The organism is Acetobacter sp. ESL1128 (genome assembly GCF_058505085.1).
On record NZ_CP196369.1, the window covers coordinates 2,322,645 to 2,336,712 of the forward strand.

General features: G+C 58.0%; 19 protein-coding genes, 1 tRNA gene and 1 pseudogene. 11 read left to right on the plus strand and 10 right to left on the minus strand.

The genetic code is table 11. The features are described from left to right. Positions 1-50: 50 nt before the first annotated feature. The 9 genes and pseudogenes from ACSYTG_RS10840 to ACSYTG_RS10880 all read right to left on the minus strand — a co-directional run. Positions 51-1,541 (minus strand): phage tail protein, encoded by a 1,491-nt coding sequence (locus ACSYTG_RS10840; RefSeq protein ID WP_489783224.1) that lies wholly within the window; start codon positions 1,539-1,541, stop codon positions 51-53. 3 nt (positions 1,542-1,544) lie between these two features. Further along, positions 1,545-1,751, minus strand: a complete 207-nt coding sequence (locus tag ACSYTG_RS10845) for a hypothetical protein (RefSeq protein WP_489783223.1) — start codon at positions 1,749-1,751, stop codon at positions 1,545-1,547. A gap of 1 nt (position 1,752) precedes the next feature. Next, complete coding sequence (locus ACSYTG_RS10850; protein WP_489783222.1) at positions 1,753-2,652, minus strand: hypothetical protein; 900 nt, start codon at positions 2,650-2,652, stop codon at positions 1,753-1,755. Position 2,653: 1 nt separating this feature from the next. Then, the gene (locus tag ACSYTG_RS10855; RefSeq protein WP_489783221.1) at positions 2,654-3,325 is read right to left on the minus strand and encodes a hypothetical protein; all 672 of its coding nucleotides are present in this window, start codon (positions 3,323-3,325) and stop codon (positions 2,654-2,656) included. Next, a complete protein-coding gene (locus tag ACSYTG_RS10860; RefSeq protein ID WP_212347267.1) occupies positions 3,325-3,519 on the minus strand; it encodes a hypothetical protein in 195 nt (64 codons plus the stop codon). Before ACSYTG_RS10860 ends, ACSYTG_RS10855 begins: the two co-directional genes overlap by 1 nt. A gap of 180 nt (positions 3,520-3,699) precedes the next feature. Then, on the minus strand, positions 3,700-4,110 hold the full coding sequence (locus tag ACSYTG_RS10865) for a hypothetical protein (protein WP_489783220.1): 411 nt from the start codon (positions 4,108-4,110) through the stop codon (positions 3,700-3,702). A gap of 8 nt (positions 4,111-4,118) precedes the next feature. Beyond that, positions 4,119-4,529, minus strand: coding sequence for a hypothetical protein (locus ACSYTG_RS10870; RefSeq protein ID WP_489783219.1), 411 nt, complete (start codon positions 4,527-4,529; stop codon positions 4,119-4,121). Further along, positions 4,499-4,723: a hypothetical protein gene (locus ACSYTG_RS10875; protein WP_489783323.1), complete on the minus strand. Its 225-nt coding sequence runs from the start codon at positions 4,721-4,723 to the stop codon at positions 4,499-4,501. Before ACSYTG_RS10875 ends, ACSYTG_RS10870 begins: the two co-directional genes overlap by 31 nt. Next, a pseudogene (locus ACSYTG_RS10880) lies at positions 4,723-5,736 on the minus strand (DUF4043 domain-containing protein); the annotation flags it as partial. The pseudogene ACSYTG_RS10880 and the gene ACSYTG_RS10875, both read right to left, overlap by 1 nt. 176 nt (positions 5,737-5,912) lie before the next feature. Here ACSYTG_RS10880 and ACSYTG_RS10885 point away from each other — a divergent pair. From ACSYTG_RS10885 to ACSYTG_RS10925, 9 genes are all read left to right on the plus strand, one after another. Next, the gene (locus tag ACSYTG_RS10885; protein WP_489783218.1) at positions 5,913-6,164 is read left to right on the plus strand and encodes a hypothetical protein; all 252 of its coding nucleotides are present in this window, start codon (positions 5,913-5,915) and stop codon (positions 6,162-6,164) included. 135 nt (positions 6,165-6,299) lie between these two features. Next, positions 6,300-6,974 (plus strand): recombinase RecT, encoded by a 675-nt coding sequence (locus ACSYTG_RS10890; protein ID WP_491706418.1) that lies wholly within the window; start codon positions 6,300-6,302, stop codon positions 6,972-6,974. A 304-nt stretch (positions 6,975-7,278) separates the two neighbouring features. After that, positions 7,279-7,542, plus strand: coding sequence for a 3'-5' exonuclease family protein (locus ACSYTG_RS10895; protein WP_489783216.1), 264 nt, complete (start codon positions 7,279-7,281; stop codon positions 7,540-7,542). 17 nt (positions 7,543-7,559) lie between these two features. Beyond that, entirely contained in the window at positions 7,560-7,865 is a 306-nt protein-coding gene (locus tag ACSYTG_RS10900; protein ID WP_489783215.1) for a 3'-5' exonuclease, read from the plus strand. Next, positions 7,862-8,239 carry a hypothetical protein gene (locus ACSYTG_RS10905; protein WP_489783214.1) on the plus strand — a complete coding sequence of 126 codons (378 nt, stop codon included), beginning with the start codon at positions 7,862-7,864 and terminating at the stop codon, positions 8,237-8,239. The genes ACSYTG_RS10900 and ACSYTG_RS10905 overlap by 4 nt, the downstream gene beginning before the upstream one ends. Next, entirely contained in the window at positions 8,236-8,664 is a 429-nt protein-coding gene (locus ACSYTG_RS10910) for a hypothetical protein (protein ID WP_489783213.1), read from the plus strand. Before ACSYTG_RS10905 ends, ACSYTG_RS10910 begins: the two co-directional genes overlap by 4 nt. Next, positions 8,661-9,053 (plus strand): hypothetical protein, encoded by a 393-nt coding sequence (locus ACSYTG_RS10915; protein WP_489783212.1) that lies wholly within the window; start codon positions 8,661-8,663, stop codon positions 9,051-9,053. The genes ACSYTG_RS10910 and ACSYTG_RS10915 overlap by 4 nt, the downstream gene beginning before the upstream one ends. A 190-nt stretch (positions 9,054-9,243) precedes the next feature. After that, positions 9,244-9,498, plus strand: coding sequence for a ClpX C4-type zinc finger protein (locus ACSYTG_RS10920; protein WP_491706466.1), 255 nt, complete (start codon positions 9,244-9,246; stop codon positions 9,496-9,498). 186 nt (positions 9,499-9,684) lie between these two features. Then, complete coding sequence (locus ACSYTG_RS10925; RefSeq protein WP_489783211.1) at positions 9,685-10,803, plus strand: site-specific integrase; 1,119 nt, start codon at positions 9,685-9,687, stop codon at positions 10,801-10,803. A 120-nt stretch (positions 10,804-10,923) separates the two neighbouring features. Here the strand turns inward: ACSYTG_RS10925 and ACSYTG_RS10930 are convergent. Next, positions 10,924-10,998: transfer RNA gene (locus ACSYTG_RS10930), tRNA-Val, on the minus strand. Positions 10,999-11,064: 66 nt separating this feature from the next. Between ACSYTG_RS10930 and ACSYTG_RS10935 the strand changes: the two genes are divergently transcribed. Both ACSYTG_RS10935 and htpG read left to right on the plus strand, forming a co-directional pair. Then, positions 11,065-12,009 carry an N-formylglutamate amidohydrolase gene (locus ACSYTG_RS10935; RefSeq protein ID WP_489783210.1) on the plus strand — a complete coding sequence of 315 codons (945 nt, stop codon included), beginning with the start codon at positions 11,065-11,067 and terminating at the stop codon, positions 12,007-12,009. Positions 12,010-12,147: 138 nt separating this feature from the next. Continuing rightward, positions 12,148-14,028, plus strand: coding sequence for a molecular chaperone HtpG (htpG, locus tag ACSYTG_RS10940; protein ID WP_489783209.1), 1,881 nt, complete (start codon positions 12,148-12,150; stop codon positions 14,026-14,028). Positions 14,029-14,068: the final 40 nt, after the last annotated feature.

Genomic DNA, 14,068 nt, shown 5'->3' on the forward strand with positions numbered 1-14,068 from the left:
CCTCCAATAAAAAAGCCGCCCATCATGGCGGCTGTGTGAACAGGAAAGCCTCATGCAGCGCTGGCGGCCTGCACAATAACCACGCTGGAGCCGCCTTGCAGGTTGACGATAAAGAACCGGTTAATCCCCTGGTAGCGCACCTTCACATCTGCCTGCACATAACCCAGCGCCGTACGGGCCTGCGGGTTATTGGAGGCATCGCACACCACCGCGTAGGACGCCGTGTTTTCCAAAATACCGGACGTCACCATGTTAGAGAGCGTGCCCAGCAGCACGGCCCGAATATCGCCGAACAAGGTGGCGTTAATCACATTGCCCACAAACGCCCCCATGCCGGAGTTGATTGTGTTGGCAATATAGTTTGTCATGCGGGTATAGGTGTCGTCGTTCGTGGCACCATCCGAGGATGTATTGATCCCTCCGCGCACAGCCCAGTAACTGCCGCCCGGCGCAGGGTTGCAGATCACATCAATGCCGTTTTCAAACAGCGCGCCAAGCTCGGCATCGGAATAGGTCTGAACCGTGCCGGTCGCGGCCAGGCCCGCCTTCTGGCTGCCAATCACACCCACAAGCTGCTTGTTCAGGCTGGACTGCTCGGGCGAGAGGCCACCAAACAGCCCCGCCACAAAGGCCTGAGGGGGCACCAGCATCACGCCGTTGGTATCATCATCCCACCACAGCCAATCGCCAAACATCAGCTTCACGCCGTAGCTATCCAGTCCGGCTGCATCCTTCATGCTCACGGCATTGGTAATGGTATCCCCAGCCGGTCCGCAGCACTGCATATACAGCCCTTCCTGCAACCCGAATGACGCCTGCGTGGTCCAAGTCGTATTGTCCGTCAGGCCATGCAGAACGCCAAGAGCGCAGCCCTGATTGCGCAGGGCATACATCCCCGTGCGGACTGCGCCATCGCTCCCAAGGAACTGCTCGGTGGTCGGCGCACCACCATCCTTCCCGCCACTCAGCGTAACGCCCCTTGCCGCCAGAGCCGGAACAGTCTCGGGCACAGTTGCCACAACCAATGCAGACGCATCGGCGGCAATGGAGGCTGCGATGGCGGACCATGTGGCACCGCTATAGGACCGGCTACCCAATACGGCGTGGGTAGTCGTCAGCGTATATTTGGTGGTGATAATGGCGCCTTGCGTCAGGGTCGCCGTAATCCCGTTGCCTGCGCTGCCCGTGTAACGCGCGGTCAGGCTCACGCCCGCCAGCGTTCCGGAGGCTGCAGCGTCCGTGCCATCGCTCACGCGCACGCAGCGAAAGTCAGAAGCACCTTGCAGGATGGCAATATTCACCCCAAGCCCGATGTCAGTCGCCAATGGCTGCTTGCCGCCGAATGCGGCCTGATAGTCGCCCATACTCCCCACGATAACAGGTGTATTGAGCGGCCCCCAACCTGCGGTGCCAACAAAGCCAATGCGCCCACTGGATACGCCATTGAGCGCGAGCGTGGCGGGCTTCTGCACCTGCGTGTACAGGTTTGGAACAACCAAGCTGTTGGTGTTCAAATCTCCCGCCTGATAAATCGTCGGCATGGATTATTTCTCCTGAATGGGGGCAACGCGCACGGCAAACCGCGCCAGCGTTCCGGCCTGCTTGAGTGCGGCAATCTTGGTGGCGTCGGTCAGTTTGGCCCCCGGCGCGTAGCCATAGCCGGGCTGCGTCACAACGTAGGCCTCCGCCGTTTGGGCAGCCGTAGGGGTTGCCGCCACAGGTGCCGCTGCAACCGTATTTTGATCTGGCATGTTATTTCTCGGAAATGGTGGTGGAGACAGCGAGCAAGCGACTATCTCCGGTTGTCACGGTATCGCCGCCGTGTGGCGTTAGGCTCGCACTATGGAACAGCATCTGCGCCATAACCGCCCGTGCATCGGTGTCGTATGTCGCAACATAGCGACAGGGCCGCATGTAAATGCCGTTGTTCTGCGCGGCGTCATTGTTCCAATCGCCACGGGTTTCAATCTGGAACGTCGAGCCGTTGGCGTCGGTCAAGAAGTCGATAAAGGCCATCCCGTTGTTCAGGACGGTCCCCAGAGCATCCCTTGCATCCGGCGATGCAGACCATATCGTGACCTGGAACAACTGCTGCTGCCTTCGGGCTACCCGCACGGCGTTGGAATACCCGGCAACGGCTCCCTCTATCGTGGTCGCCTCCGGCACAGCCACACTCGCGCCACTGGCTGTGGCTCCGGGTATCTGGGCCGCGAGGGCTGCGGCAATCGTCGTCTCTGTATCGGCGGCTTGCACGGCATAGGCCGCCACGGCCCTGTCCTCTATGGCGTTCTCATTGGACCGGATACGCAATCCCACAATCCCACTTGGCGCCGTGTCAGGTTGGATGCTGACAGTTGCCATAACCCCGGCAACATCAATCCCAACCGTGGCGGGCATCGCCTCGCCCTGCTTCCATGGCCTGCCAAGCGGTTCATCAATCCGCCGCCAGCCGCCTTGCAGGTCCATGACGGTCACAAAATCCACGCCCCGACGCAGGCTGCACTCAGCGCCCTCATAATCGCCTTGCGTCATCCACCCACGGAATATTTTGGTTGGCCGCCCGGTAACAGACGCCGCCCCCTTCCCGTTCGGGTAAACAATGGAGGCCATCTGCGCCACAATAGCGCGGGAGACAGATACAATATCGGCCATGTCACACCTGGTTGACGCCCATAAGGCAGCGGTTCCCGTACTGGCTCGGCTCAACAGCGCTGATCGTGTAGGTCATGCCGAGATCCGTGGTTACGGTCATGTAGGTAGCGGGCACAAAATTGGGCATCACGGGCAGGAGCATTTCGTAATCCGCGGCCTTGATTGAGCCGGGTATGCCATCCCCAGTTGCGCCGCCTTTGTTTTTAATCTGGATGAAGGCAGGCCAGCCGGATGCCAGAATGGTTTTTCCGCTACCACCCGTCCCGTAATCGTTCGAAGCACCCACATCGGTGCACACCCCACCGTCGCCGTTCGCGCTGCCCTGCCCCGGCGAGCCGGAAAGGGACACAACGCGGTTGCACAGCATGCACAGGGGCGGCCTGAATGGCTCCAGCCGGGCCACAAAGTAATTCTCACCCGAACAGGTCAGCAGATCGCCCGCCAGCACGTCTGTGGTATCCAGCAGGCCAAAAACGGCAGGCCTGTCCCATAGCGCGGGGCCATCAAAGCCAAACTTCTTGTCGTTGTTGAAGGCGGCCAAAAGCGTAGCGTAGGGCGTGCTCATGGGGGCATCGAGCGCAGTGGGACGGTATTGCGCGGTTGTCGCCCCCAGCCGGAGCGCGGCCTTAGCATAGCCCCGCGCAACCTTCTGCTGGAGAAGTGCTTGGTACATTACCGCCGCCGCCCCTTGGTGGATGTGCGGTTGAGAAGAGAGACCATCTCGCGGTCAATACGCTTGGCCTGCGGGGTCTTTTTGAAAGCTGCGGCAGTCATGCCGACCAGTGCCGCGTTCTGCCCATCTTCCTTGCGGTCTGTGTTGGAGCGCAGATACTGCTCCATGGTCATGCGTTTCGCTGGCTTGGCCATCACTTTTTCCGCCTTATGATGCTGTTCGCCTTGGCGTTAATCTTCGCCTGCGAGGACTTAGACAGACTGCCCGCCTTCACCTGCTGCGCAGCGCGCGCCTTTGCGTTTACCGCGTGGGCTTTGTCAGGCATCGGATAGCGGCGTGAGCCGGGAAGCCCGAACTCACTTTTGGGCAGAGCATTACGCCTGCGCGTTGTCAGCTTCGCCATCGGCGGCAACCTCCTGCTTCCCTGCGTTCTGCGGCCAGTTCGACGGATGGTCAGGATCTCGGCTGGGTGTAATGCCCACCGAGGTCAGGGCTACGCCAAGCGGGCCGGTAGCCGGAGCAGGAACAGGCGGACCTTCCAGATATGCGGGCCTGCCCTCTGGTATGGGGCTTTTGCGGCCCTCGCTGGGCGTCACGTTACCTTTGATGTCCACGTAATAGCCCAACTGCGCATCCGCGCCCGTCACATCAACAACGCGGCCAGCACCCTCCGCAAAGCCATGCTTCTCAGACGCCAGAATTGTGCGAACAGCAACAATAATGCCGTCCTTAACCAGCGCCCAGGACCGCATGGGCCGGGGCCGGATACTATCAACAGCGTGCATGCTGCCTCCTAAATTACAATGCGATTATCAGGCCGCAGCCCGGGGCCGGGCGGGATGCCGAAGAATGCGCACAACTGCATGCGCCACCGGTTGAACAGACCAAAGCGGTCCTGAACCTCTGCCCGGTTGTGGTGCCATACGGCGGCTTGATCGGTGTCCAGATTGTCGGACGCGCCAAGAATGGCTGTCTCCAGCGTCTGGCATTGCCCAAGGTACGTGCGGATTTGCACGTATTCCTCTGGCGCCATGTTGCGCATGCGCCACTCGTTGAAGCCGTAAACCTGAAAGAAGCGCCACGATTGCTGACCGGAATTGATGCCGCCCATGGCCGGATAACCCATATAACGGCGGCACAGCACAAGCTCTGCTTCCGTCAGGGGTGTATCCGCTATGGGTGGGTCTGCGGTTGTTCCGGACATGCTACCAGCTCCAGCTTTGCCCCCCGCTCACGCAAATGGGCAATCTCATCAGGGTTGGTAATGACCTCCCCGGCGGACCAGTGGTAACGCCCCCGGTTAAAACGGCCCTCAATGTAGCCGTGGTCATTCAACAGCCGAACGGGGGCGGCCAACTCGCCGCCCTCCGCTCCCGCCTGCTTGCGAGGCCGCGCCATCACGCGCTGGCACCAAGGCTTTCAATCACCACGCAGCGCTTGAGGTAGCTGTTGGTGGCGGTCGGGATGATCGTGGTGTTGGCCGTAAGGTCGGTCGGCAGGGCAAACCCACCGATCCAGCACCACGACTGCGCGATGATCTGCGCCAGACGATCAAGGGCCGGGCGCGTGATCATGCACACGTCGTCCACATGGACCAGTTCACCGCCATCAAGCGTATCTGTAAAGGCGTTCCCCATATTGGCGTAATCGCCCTCAATCAGCGCGCCCTGCCCACAGATAATGGCGCGGTGGATGCCGCCAGCGCCAAGGCTGGCCTGCTGCGGAGCCTCCGTAGTCGGAATGAAGCGAATGCCCAGCAGGTCAAAAATCTGACCAGTCTGGTAGGCGTCAGACCCATACTGCCCGCGATACAACAGCTTGAAGTCATCATCGCGGAACAGGCCCAGAAGCTGGCTGTTATCCAGATAGCAGTGGTAAACCCCACCATCGAGCGTGGGCACGTTGTTATCGCGCAGGGCAGACAGTGCCGCCAGCATGGCCTGAATGGTCAGGAGGTCTCCAGTCACCACCGCGCCGTTGGCGTCCTTCATGCCCCCCGCCAGCAGCCCGGCCGTGGTGGAGCGACCATTGGGGCGCAGCACAAGCGGTGCAGTCGCGGCCACAACCGCCATGCCTGCCGTCCCATCGGCGACAGACACGTTGGCGTTGAACGTGAGCGTACCGGAAATACCTTGTGGAGCTGTGGAGGTATTCTGAGCATCGGCCACGGCCCCAACAAGCGTGTAAGAGCCCGCACCCACAGTCACAAGCATGCCGCTGGACGCGCCAATGGCAATCACCTGCCCTTCATCCGAAAGAATGGTCTGGAAGCCCCGAATATCGTCCACGGCAATCGCGGTACCTGCCGCAGTCAGCGTTGCGGTTACGCGGGTATTGCCGCCCAGATAACCGCCTACGCCATTCTGGCCGCCGCCATACAGGGCATTACGAGCCAGCCGATCAAGCGTCTGTCCACGCAGACGTTCTGCGCCCGGCTCTAGCAGCATGGAGCCAGTTCATCACTTCCATACGTGAACAGGGCGCGAATATTGACACCTGCTATCTGGAACTTATCGGTGCGGCAGAGGAACTGGAGCGGAAAGGCAAGCAGGCCGCGCAACTCCTGCGCCCCGAACTGGCGAAATGCATGCTGGAAGACGGCGTGACTGGGTTCCAGTCTGAAAACTGGAAGGCCAGCCTGCGCGATAAACCACCAGAACCCTTCGTGACGGATGAAACGGCATTGAAGGCGGCACACCCGGAACTCTGGCAACCCCAGCCTGACAAGTTTCAGACCAACGAAATGAAAAAACTCGCCCGGAAGAAGAGCCTTCCCGGCGTTTCCCTAACCAATGGTGGCGCACCCGTTCTGGTTGTTAGCGCCCGCAAGGATACCTGAATTATGAGTAATGCACTGACAGCCCATTCACCTGTTTTGCAGCCAACCAACTTTCGGGAGCTGATGAGCTTCGCAGAAATGGCAGCCGGGTCCGACCTGATGCCCAAGGATTACCGCGGTAAGCCTGAAAACATCATGATTGCCGTTCAGATGGGTTCAGAACTTGGCCTGGCACCCATGCAGGCCATCCAGAACATTGCCGTCATTAACGGACGCCCGAGCATTTGGGGCGATGCCATGCTTGCGCTGGTGCGCGGGTCTGGGCTTTGCGGATCCGTCAAAGAGTTTTTCGAAGGTGAAGGTGATAACTTTCAGGCCGTCTGCATGGTCCGGCGCAAAGATGGCGATGAAGTACGCGGCGAGTTCAGCATAGCAGACGCCAAGAAAGCCTCTCTTTGGTCCAAACAAGGCCCATGGCAGCAATACCCGCGCCGGATGCTCCAGATGCGCGCCCGAGGCTTTGCCCTGCGCGATGCGTTCCCGGACGTGCTGCGCGGCCTTATCAGCGCAGATGAGGCCGCTGATATTCCAAATGAAACCATCGACATAACCCCGTCCCAAGGCCGCATTGCTAAGCCAAAGCCCATAGACCACCGCGCCATATTCCAAGAGCGTCTTGCTGGCTGCACTGATGCGACCTGCACAGATACACTCTGGCAGACATGGCAACGCACTCTGGCCCGTGCAGAAGAGGCCGGAAAGCCGATTTCCGAAGATGTGCAGTCTGACGTGCGGGATATGATCGCCGCCAAGCGCGCAGAGTTTGCGCAAGAACATGCAGCAGCTCCGGTTGATGAGGTGCCGGCATGAGAGCGAGAAAGAAAACACCACGGAAATGGCTATGTGGGGAGATAATCCCAAACAATGAGGCTGGTCTGATAGAGATCGCGACATTTAGGGGGTGGTTTTGGCACAACCGTCTGCACAAGCCAGTTCATTCAATCGCCATCTGCAATATGAGCTTGTCCACCATAATCTCCCTACTTAGGGGCGGCAGAATTCATCGCGCCACAATCAATCCAGAGTGGATCGAATTCGAGAGGATGAAATTTCTCGCTCTTCCTCAAGGTGCGCGACTGGAGATTGTCGACTTTCCCGAAGCGAGAGTGCCAGCATGATCCTCTTCTACGACACCGAAACAACCGGCCTGCCCGATCGGTTTGCGCCCCTTAACTCTGCACGCCAGCCCCACTGCGTGCAGCTTGCAGCGCTGCTGACTGATAATGCGGGCAATGAACAGTCCTGCATCAATCTGATTGTGCATCCTGACGGCTGGACTATTCCCACAGAAGCAGCCGCTGTTCACGGCATCACCACTGAAAAGGCTCTGGCCATGGGCGCAGGGAGGCGGTCGTTGCCGCTACCTTCTATGACCTGAGCCGCAAGGCTGATCTGGTGGTTGCGCACAATGAGAAGTTTGACCGCCAGATCGTCAACATCATGTTTGAGCGTCTGGGGCGCGGATGGAAGCTCGACGGCCCGGCCTTCGACACGATGGAGGAAGCCGCGCCAATCGTAAACCTTCCGCCTACGCCTCGTATGATCGCCGCAGGTATCAACAAGTCCAAAGCACCAAAGCTGGAAGAGTGCATCCAGCACTTCTTTGGCGAGAAGCTTGAAGGCGCACACGATGCCCTTGTGGATGTGCGCGCCTGCGCACGTCTGTTTTTTCACCTTCGCGCAGAAGGAGCCACCGCATGACCCAGCAAACGAAACTAGAAATCATCGGCCCGTACACGCCGGAGCATGAGGGGCCGTTTTGTAATCGGAAGAAGGTTCCCATTGAGATAGCGGTAAAGATGGATCGGAATGGGAAAATTCAGGGTTACGAGGGCGATTCAAAAGACCTAACTAAATGGGAATCTAATGGGCAGTTTGACCCAACACGCATGAGTGACACGGAATACGACATCATGAACGCCCGCGAAGTCCCTGTGGCGCGGGAATTTTGGGTTAATGAGTATCATGGCGGTGGTCGCTCGGTTTACCTAACCAAAGAAGAGGCCGAGAAATACACAGCGTGTTTACAGCGCACAATCCACGTCCGCGAAGTCCTGCCGGGAGAGGGTGCATGAGCGACAAACCTACTGGCGTGTTCGTGCGGTTGCCTTTGAGCAATGAACAGCTTGGAAAGATTCTTGCTCCTATAGGAACCCTCAATGAGCGCATGATCTCTATCGGAACGCCTGTGACGGGTGGCAACCTCCAACCTATTGGCAAAGTCGCCGGTCATTTCTCTGATGGCCAGCCTATGGTGCGAATTCTTAACCACCCGCACCTGCCATACGAAACTGAAATTGCACTTTATTCAGACGCCCAAGCCCAGATCGCGGCGCTTGAGGCTGAGGTTGTGCGGTTGCGGGAGGTTATTCATAAAATGATTGATATGAGCAGGAATGCTCAAACATGGTCTCTGAATAACAGGCCTGCGAATTGCCGAGATGAATTGTCAGCCATAGGCCGCCTCGGTGAGAAAGCCCTGAAAGGCGGTGCGGCATGACCAACCCCACAAACTGGCCCAACCCTGAGCGGCCCGGTGTTCCGATGTTTCCTGAGCGCAGCGGCAGGCATCATGTCGGCAACAATTTGTTGTTCTGGTACTCAGATATACAAAAGCGGGTTACTGCAAACCCGATACGAGGCTGTAAGGAGGCAGAGGATTTTGCAGGAGACAAATATCACGGACCTGTCTTAACCCCCACGCAAATAGACGAGTTGCTGGCGGGAGAGCGGGAAAGGTGTGCGAAAGAATGTGATGAAAAAGTTGCCTTTACAAACGATGAACTAAAGGCATCAGGTTCGCATGAAGAAACCCGATACTGGACAGGAGAGCATTGTGCCGCAACATTTTGCGCAGATGCCATTCGCGGATTGGGAGATAAGGCATGACTGACCCAAGGATTGAGGCAGTTGCACGAGAATTAAAACGGCTGTTTTCGGAAGGAGAGACTATACCAAATTCGATGTGGCTTTCCTGCGCAAAATGCGCTCTGGACGCGGTAGGCGCGGGCACCTCTCCCGACACCATAACCATCTCAGAGGTACGCAACGACCGGCCTATTCCGGGGAAGGAGGGATGATGGGTGATAAACCGAAAGAAGAGCGGATTACATATTACTGCTCATTCTGCGGGAAGTCGCAGCACGATGTGTTTAAGCTCATTGCCAGCTCCCGGGCATTTATATGCAATGAGTGCGTGGATCTATGCGCCGAGGTTTGTGACGAAGCACGGGCCGAGAAGGCGGCTAAAAGCATCATCGCAAAAACACTGAAAGTGAAGCGCTCCATAAAGAGAGTGTTATCTGCTCGGTTTTGGGGAGGAGGAGATGGGTGAGGTTCTTCCTGATCTGATGACGCTCCCAGACGTGTTGGAGCGGTTGCGCGGGAAGATTGGGCGCACCCGCCTATTGGAGCACCTTCGCGGATGCCCTGAATATAACGGCGGCCCAACACACCAGAAGTGGGGGAAGAAATTTGTGTTTTCCCCCCACGATTATCGACGCCTTATTGAGAGTATGGAATGCCACTCAAGCTTGTCACGTTCTCCCACACCAAAAACCTCTTTATCAGGGGTACGGTCGGGGGTAAGCGGGTACTGGAAAGCACGGGCACAACAAACCGCAAACTCGCAGAAGAATACCGCCGCAAAAGAGAGGCAGAACTCTGGCAAGAACAACTCTATGGCCCTCGCTCCGTCATAACCTTTGCGGATGCTGCAACGGCTTATATCAAAGATGCTCCACGCTCTCCATCCACAGGACGATACGTTGACAGGCTCGTAGAGCATTTCGGAGATACCAAATTATCCGAAATCAATAATGCATCTCTACGGCCCGCTTATGCGGGCATACTGAGGGATGGCGAGGCCGCATCTCCCGCCACCAAAAAGCGCACTGTCCGCACTCCCCTGCAAGCCATTCTGGAATTTGGCGCGGTGCAGGGGTGGTGCGATAGACCAGCCTTTGCAGCCATATCAGTCCCTCTATCCATAACCCGCTTTTTGCTACCAGATCAGGCAACAGACCTTGTCCAGCATGCGGCTCCTCACCTGCAACCGCTCTTCGTCTTCCTGATCGGCACGGGGTGTAGGCTATCTGAGGCGCTAGACTTGCAATGGAAGGATGTTGACCTTTACGGATGCCGCGCTGTTGTCTGGCAAAAGCAGGGACGCCAGCGCTACGTTGATCTCTGCCCCGCTGTTGTTAAATGGCTCGCCCGCATTGCCGATACAGATGGGCATGTATTCCGGCCCGCCATAAAAACCCGAAAGGGGACTATATTGGGTGACCGGTACCATGATTCTGGCAGACAGTATGGAGGACAAATAAAAAATGGATGGGCCGGAGCCTGCTCTCGCGCAGGGCTGCCGGGGCGCATACGGGAGTGGGTTCCCGCGGGCGCGAAAAAGGCAAGAACGGTATTTGTCCCGGAGTTTACGCCTCATGATCTTCGCCACACATGGGCATCCTGGCACTACTGCGTTTACCGGGATTTGTTGCGCCTGAAATCAGACGGCGACTGGAGCAATATCAATACCGTGACGATTTACGCCAAGCTGATGCCGCCAGTATATCGAGAGGAAATTATAAGGTGGTGGGGGACGGGACCGGCCATCGCTCTGGAAGGGGAAAACCCATAACCAATTCCTAACCACTCAGGGCGGAATCTGGTGAATTATGCTGTACTATCGTGTACCGATACTTGGATGATTTTTCAGCGGGAGACATGGTTTAAACCGCAGAATACTGCAGCTCAGGAATGGTGGGCGCAACAGGGATTGAACCTGTGACCCCTACCATGTCAAGGTAGTGCTCTACCGCTGAGCTATGCGCCCATTCCTGACGTGTGTGGGCCTTTTATCCTCCTTGCCTTGCAAGCGCAAGCCCACAATAGTGGGAATATGAAAAATTTTGCGTCTTCTTTATTCCCACCCAGCCTGAAGCGGTTGTTTCAGCCTCAGCAGGACATGCAGGAAGAGAACACAGCCAACCGGCAGGCGGCCCCCAATCCGGTTCTGGTCTGCGGCACACCCGCAACCAGCCCCGTGGTGCTGGGCTCCCCCCATTCAGGGCATTTTTATCCGGAGGCGTTTATACGTATTGCCCGCCAGCCCCTAGACATCCTGCGTAGTGGTGAAGACAGCTTTGTGGATGAACTGGCCCTTGGTGCCCATAACCTGGGGCCACCGCTGCTGAGCGCCACCTTCCCCCGTGTGTTTTGCGATGTAAACCGCGCAGCATGGGACCTGGACAGCCGGATGTTCCATGGTGCCATTCCATCCTTTGTCGCGCCCTCTGAGCGGGGGTTGGCGGGGCTGGGTTCCATACCCCGTATTGTTGCAGACCGCCGCCCCATTTACCGGCAACGCATCCCCTTTATGGAGGCCGCCTTACGCATCCGCCATTACTGGATGCCCTACCACGCTGCCCTGGCAGACCTGCTACAGGCCGCTCATACACGGCATGGCTTCTGCCTGTTGCTGGACCTGCATTCCATGCCCGATGCGCCACAGGCGGGCTCGCCCGACTTTGTGCTGGGGGACCGCTATGGCACATCCTGCACGCAACGCCTGACAGATCTGGCAGAGCAGACATTGCAGGGGCTGGGGTTTAAAACCGCCCGGAACGCGCCATACGCAGGCGGGTATATTACGCGCCATTACGGCCGCCCCACCCAGAACATGCACGCCCTGCAAATAGAAATGCGGCGCGGCCTGTATATGGATGAAGCTACACACACACCGCATGAAGGCTTTGCCGCCTTGGCCGAGGCCCTGACCATTCTGGTCGCTCAGGTGCTGGCGCATTTTCCAGCGCAGGAAAAACCAGCCCATAATTCTGGCTGACATGCCCCCGCCAGATATTGAAAACAGGCCCGTTCCACCACATCTGTGCAACCAGAACAGGCAGGGATGCACACCCCCATCAGGTGTGGCATACACTGCCCATGTGCAGAGTTTATAAGAAGTAACAGGGCCAGTAGCATGACAGAAACAACCTCCAACGCCACGGCACATCAGGGAAGTGAAACACGCGAGTTCAGCGCCGAAGTAGGGCGGCTGCTCGACCTGGTTGTGCACTCACTGTATTCCGAGCGCGAAATCTTCCTGCGTGAACTGGTCGCCAACTCAGCGGACGCCACCGATCGCCGCCGCTTTGAAGCCCTGACCGATGCCGCACAGGCCCTGCCCGAAAATGCCAAGATCAGCATCAACCCCGACAAGGACGCCCGCCTGCTGACGATCAGCGATGACGGGTCAGGCATGAGCCGGGATGAACTGGTTGCCAACCTTGGCACCATTGCCCGCTCCGGCACCCGCGCTTTTGGCCAGAAGCTTGAAACCGCCAAACCCGAAGACCGCCCCAGCCTGATTGGCCAGTTTGGCGTTGGTTTTTACGCGGCCTTCATGGTGGCGGACAAGGTGGATGTTGTCTCCCGCCGGGCCGGGGCAGATGAGGCATGGCGCTGGTCGTCCGATGGCAAGGGGGCCTACACGCTTGAACCCGCAACACGCGAAAAAGCGGGAACAGACATTACACTCCACATTAAATCCGATGCGGATGAATTTCTGGACCCATGGCGCCTGCAGGCCATTATTCGCAAATGGTCGGACCATATTGCATGGCCTGTTACCATCATGCGTGATGGCAAGGAAGAAGCCGCCAACGAAGGCACGGCCCTGTGGCGCAAGTCCCGCAATGATGTGACGGAAGAACAGCTGGAAGAGTTCTACCGCCATATTTCCCACAACTTTGACAAACCGTGGGATACCCTGCACTGGCGTGCAGAGGGCATGATGGAATTTTCCGCCCTGCTGTTCATCCCCTCCTCCCGCCCGTTCGAGTTTGGCGAGCAGACGCGTGAGAGCAAGGTGCGCCTGCATGTGCGCCGGATGTTCATTACCGATGATGCCGAAATCCTGCCCCCATGGCTGCGCTTTGTGCATGGTGTGGTGGATACGGAGGACCTGCCGCTCAATGTCTCACGCGAGATGTTGCAGGCAACCCCCGTTCTGGCCCGTATCCGCAAGGCCGTGACCACCAAGGTTGTGAACGAGCTGAAAACCCGCGCCAAGGACGCGCAGGCCTATGCAACGTTCTGGGACAACTTTGGCCCCGTGCTCAAGGAAGGCATGTGGGACGACCCCACCTATAAAACCGATGTGGCAGCCCTTAGCCGCTTCCGCTCCAGTGCCGTGGATACCCTGACCTCTCTGGACGATTACATAAGCCGTATGAAGCCCGAGCAGGACGCCATTTACTACGTAACAGGCGACAATGCAGACGTGCTGAATGCCTCCCCCCAGATTGAAGGCTTCAAGGCCCGTGGGGTGGAAGTGCTGCTGCTGTCCGACCCGGTGGATTCCTTCTGGCCGGAACGGCTCGGCACATATGAGGGCAAAAACCTGCGCAATGTGGCACAGGGCCTGAATGACCTTGAAAAATTTGGTGCCCCTGAAGCCAGCACCGCCGAAAAAGCGGATATGGACACCCTGCTACCAGCCCTGAAAACCGCTCTGGGGGATGCTGTATCCGACATCCGGGCAACGGATCGTCTGGTTTCCAGCGCCATGGTGCTGAGTGCGCCCGAAGGCGGGCCGGACCTGCAACTGCGCAAGCTCATGCAGCGGAGCGGGCAGGATATTCCGGACGTAACCCCTGTGCTGGAGCTTAACCCTGCACACCCCATTATCCACTCTCTGGCTCAAAAGGTGCAGGCCGGGGATAACATTGATACGCTGGCCCATATCCTGCTTGATGTTGCCAGCATCCAGAATGGTGAAACACCAAAGGATGTTAACGCCTTTTCCCGCCGGATCATGGATTATCTGGCTGGTGGCACGCAGGACGCCAACGCACAGTAACGTCATGCGGACTAACCGTAAGGGAGCGCGCTCCCTTACG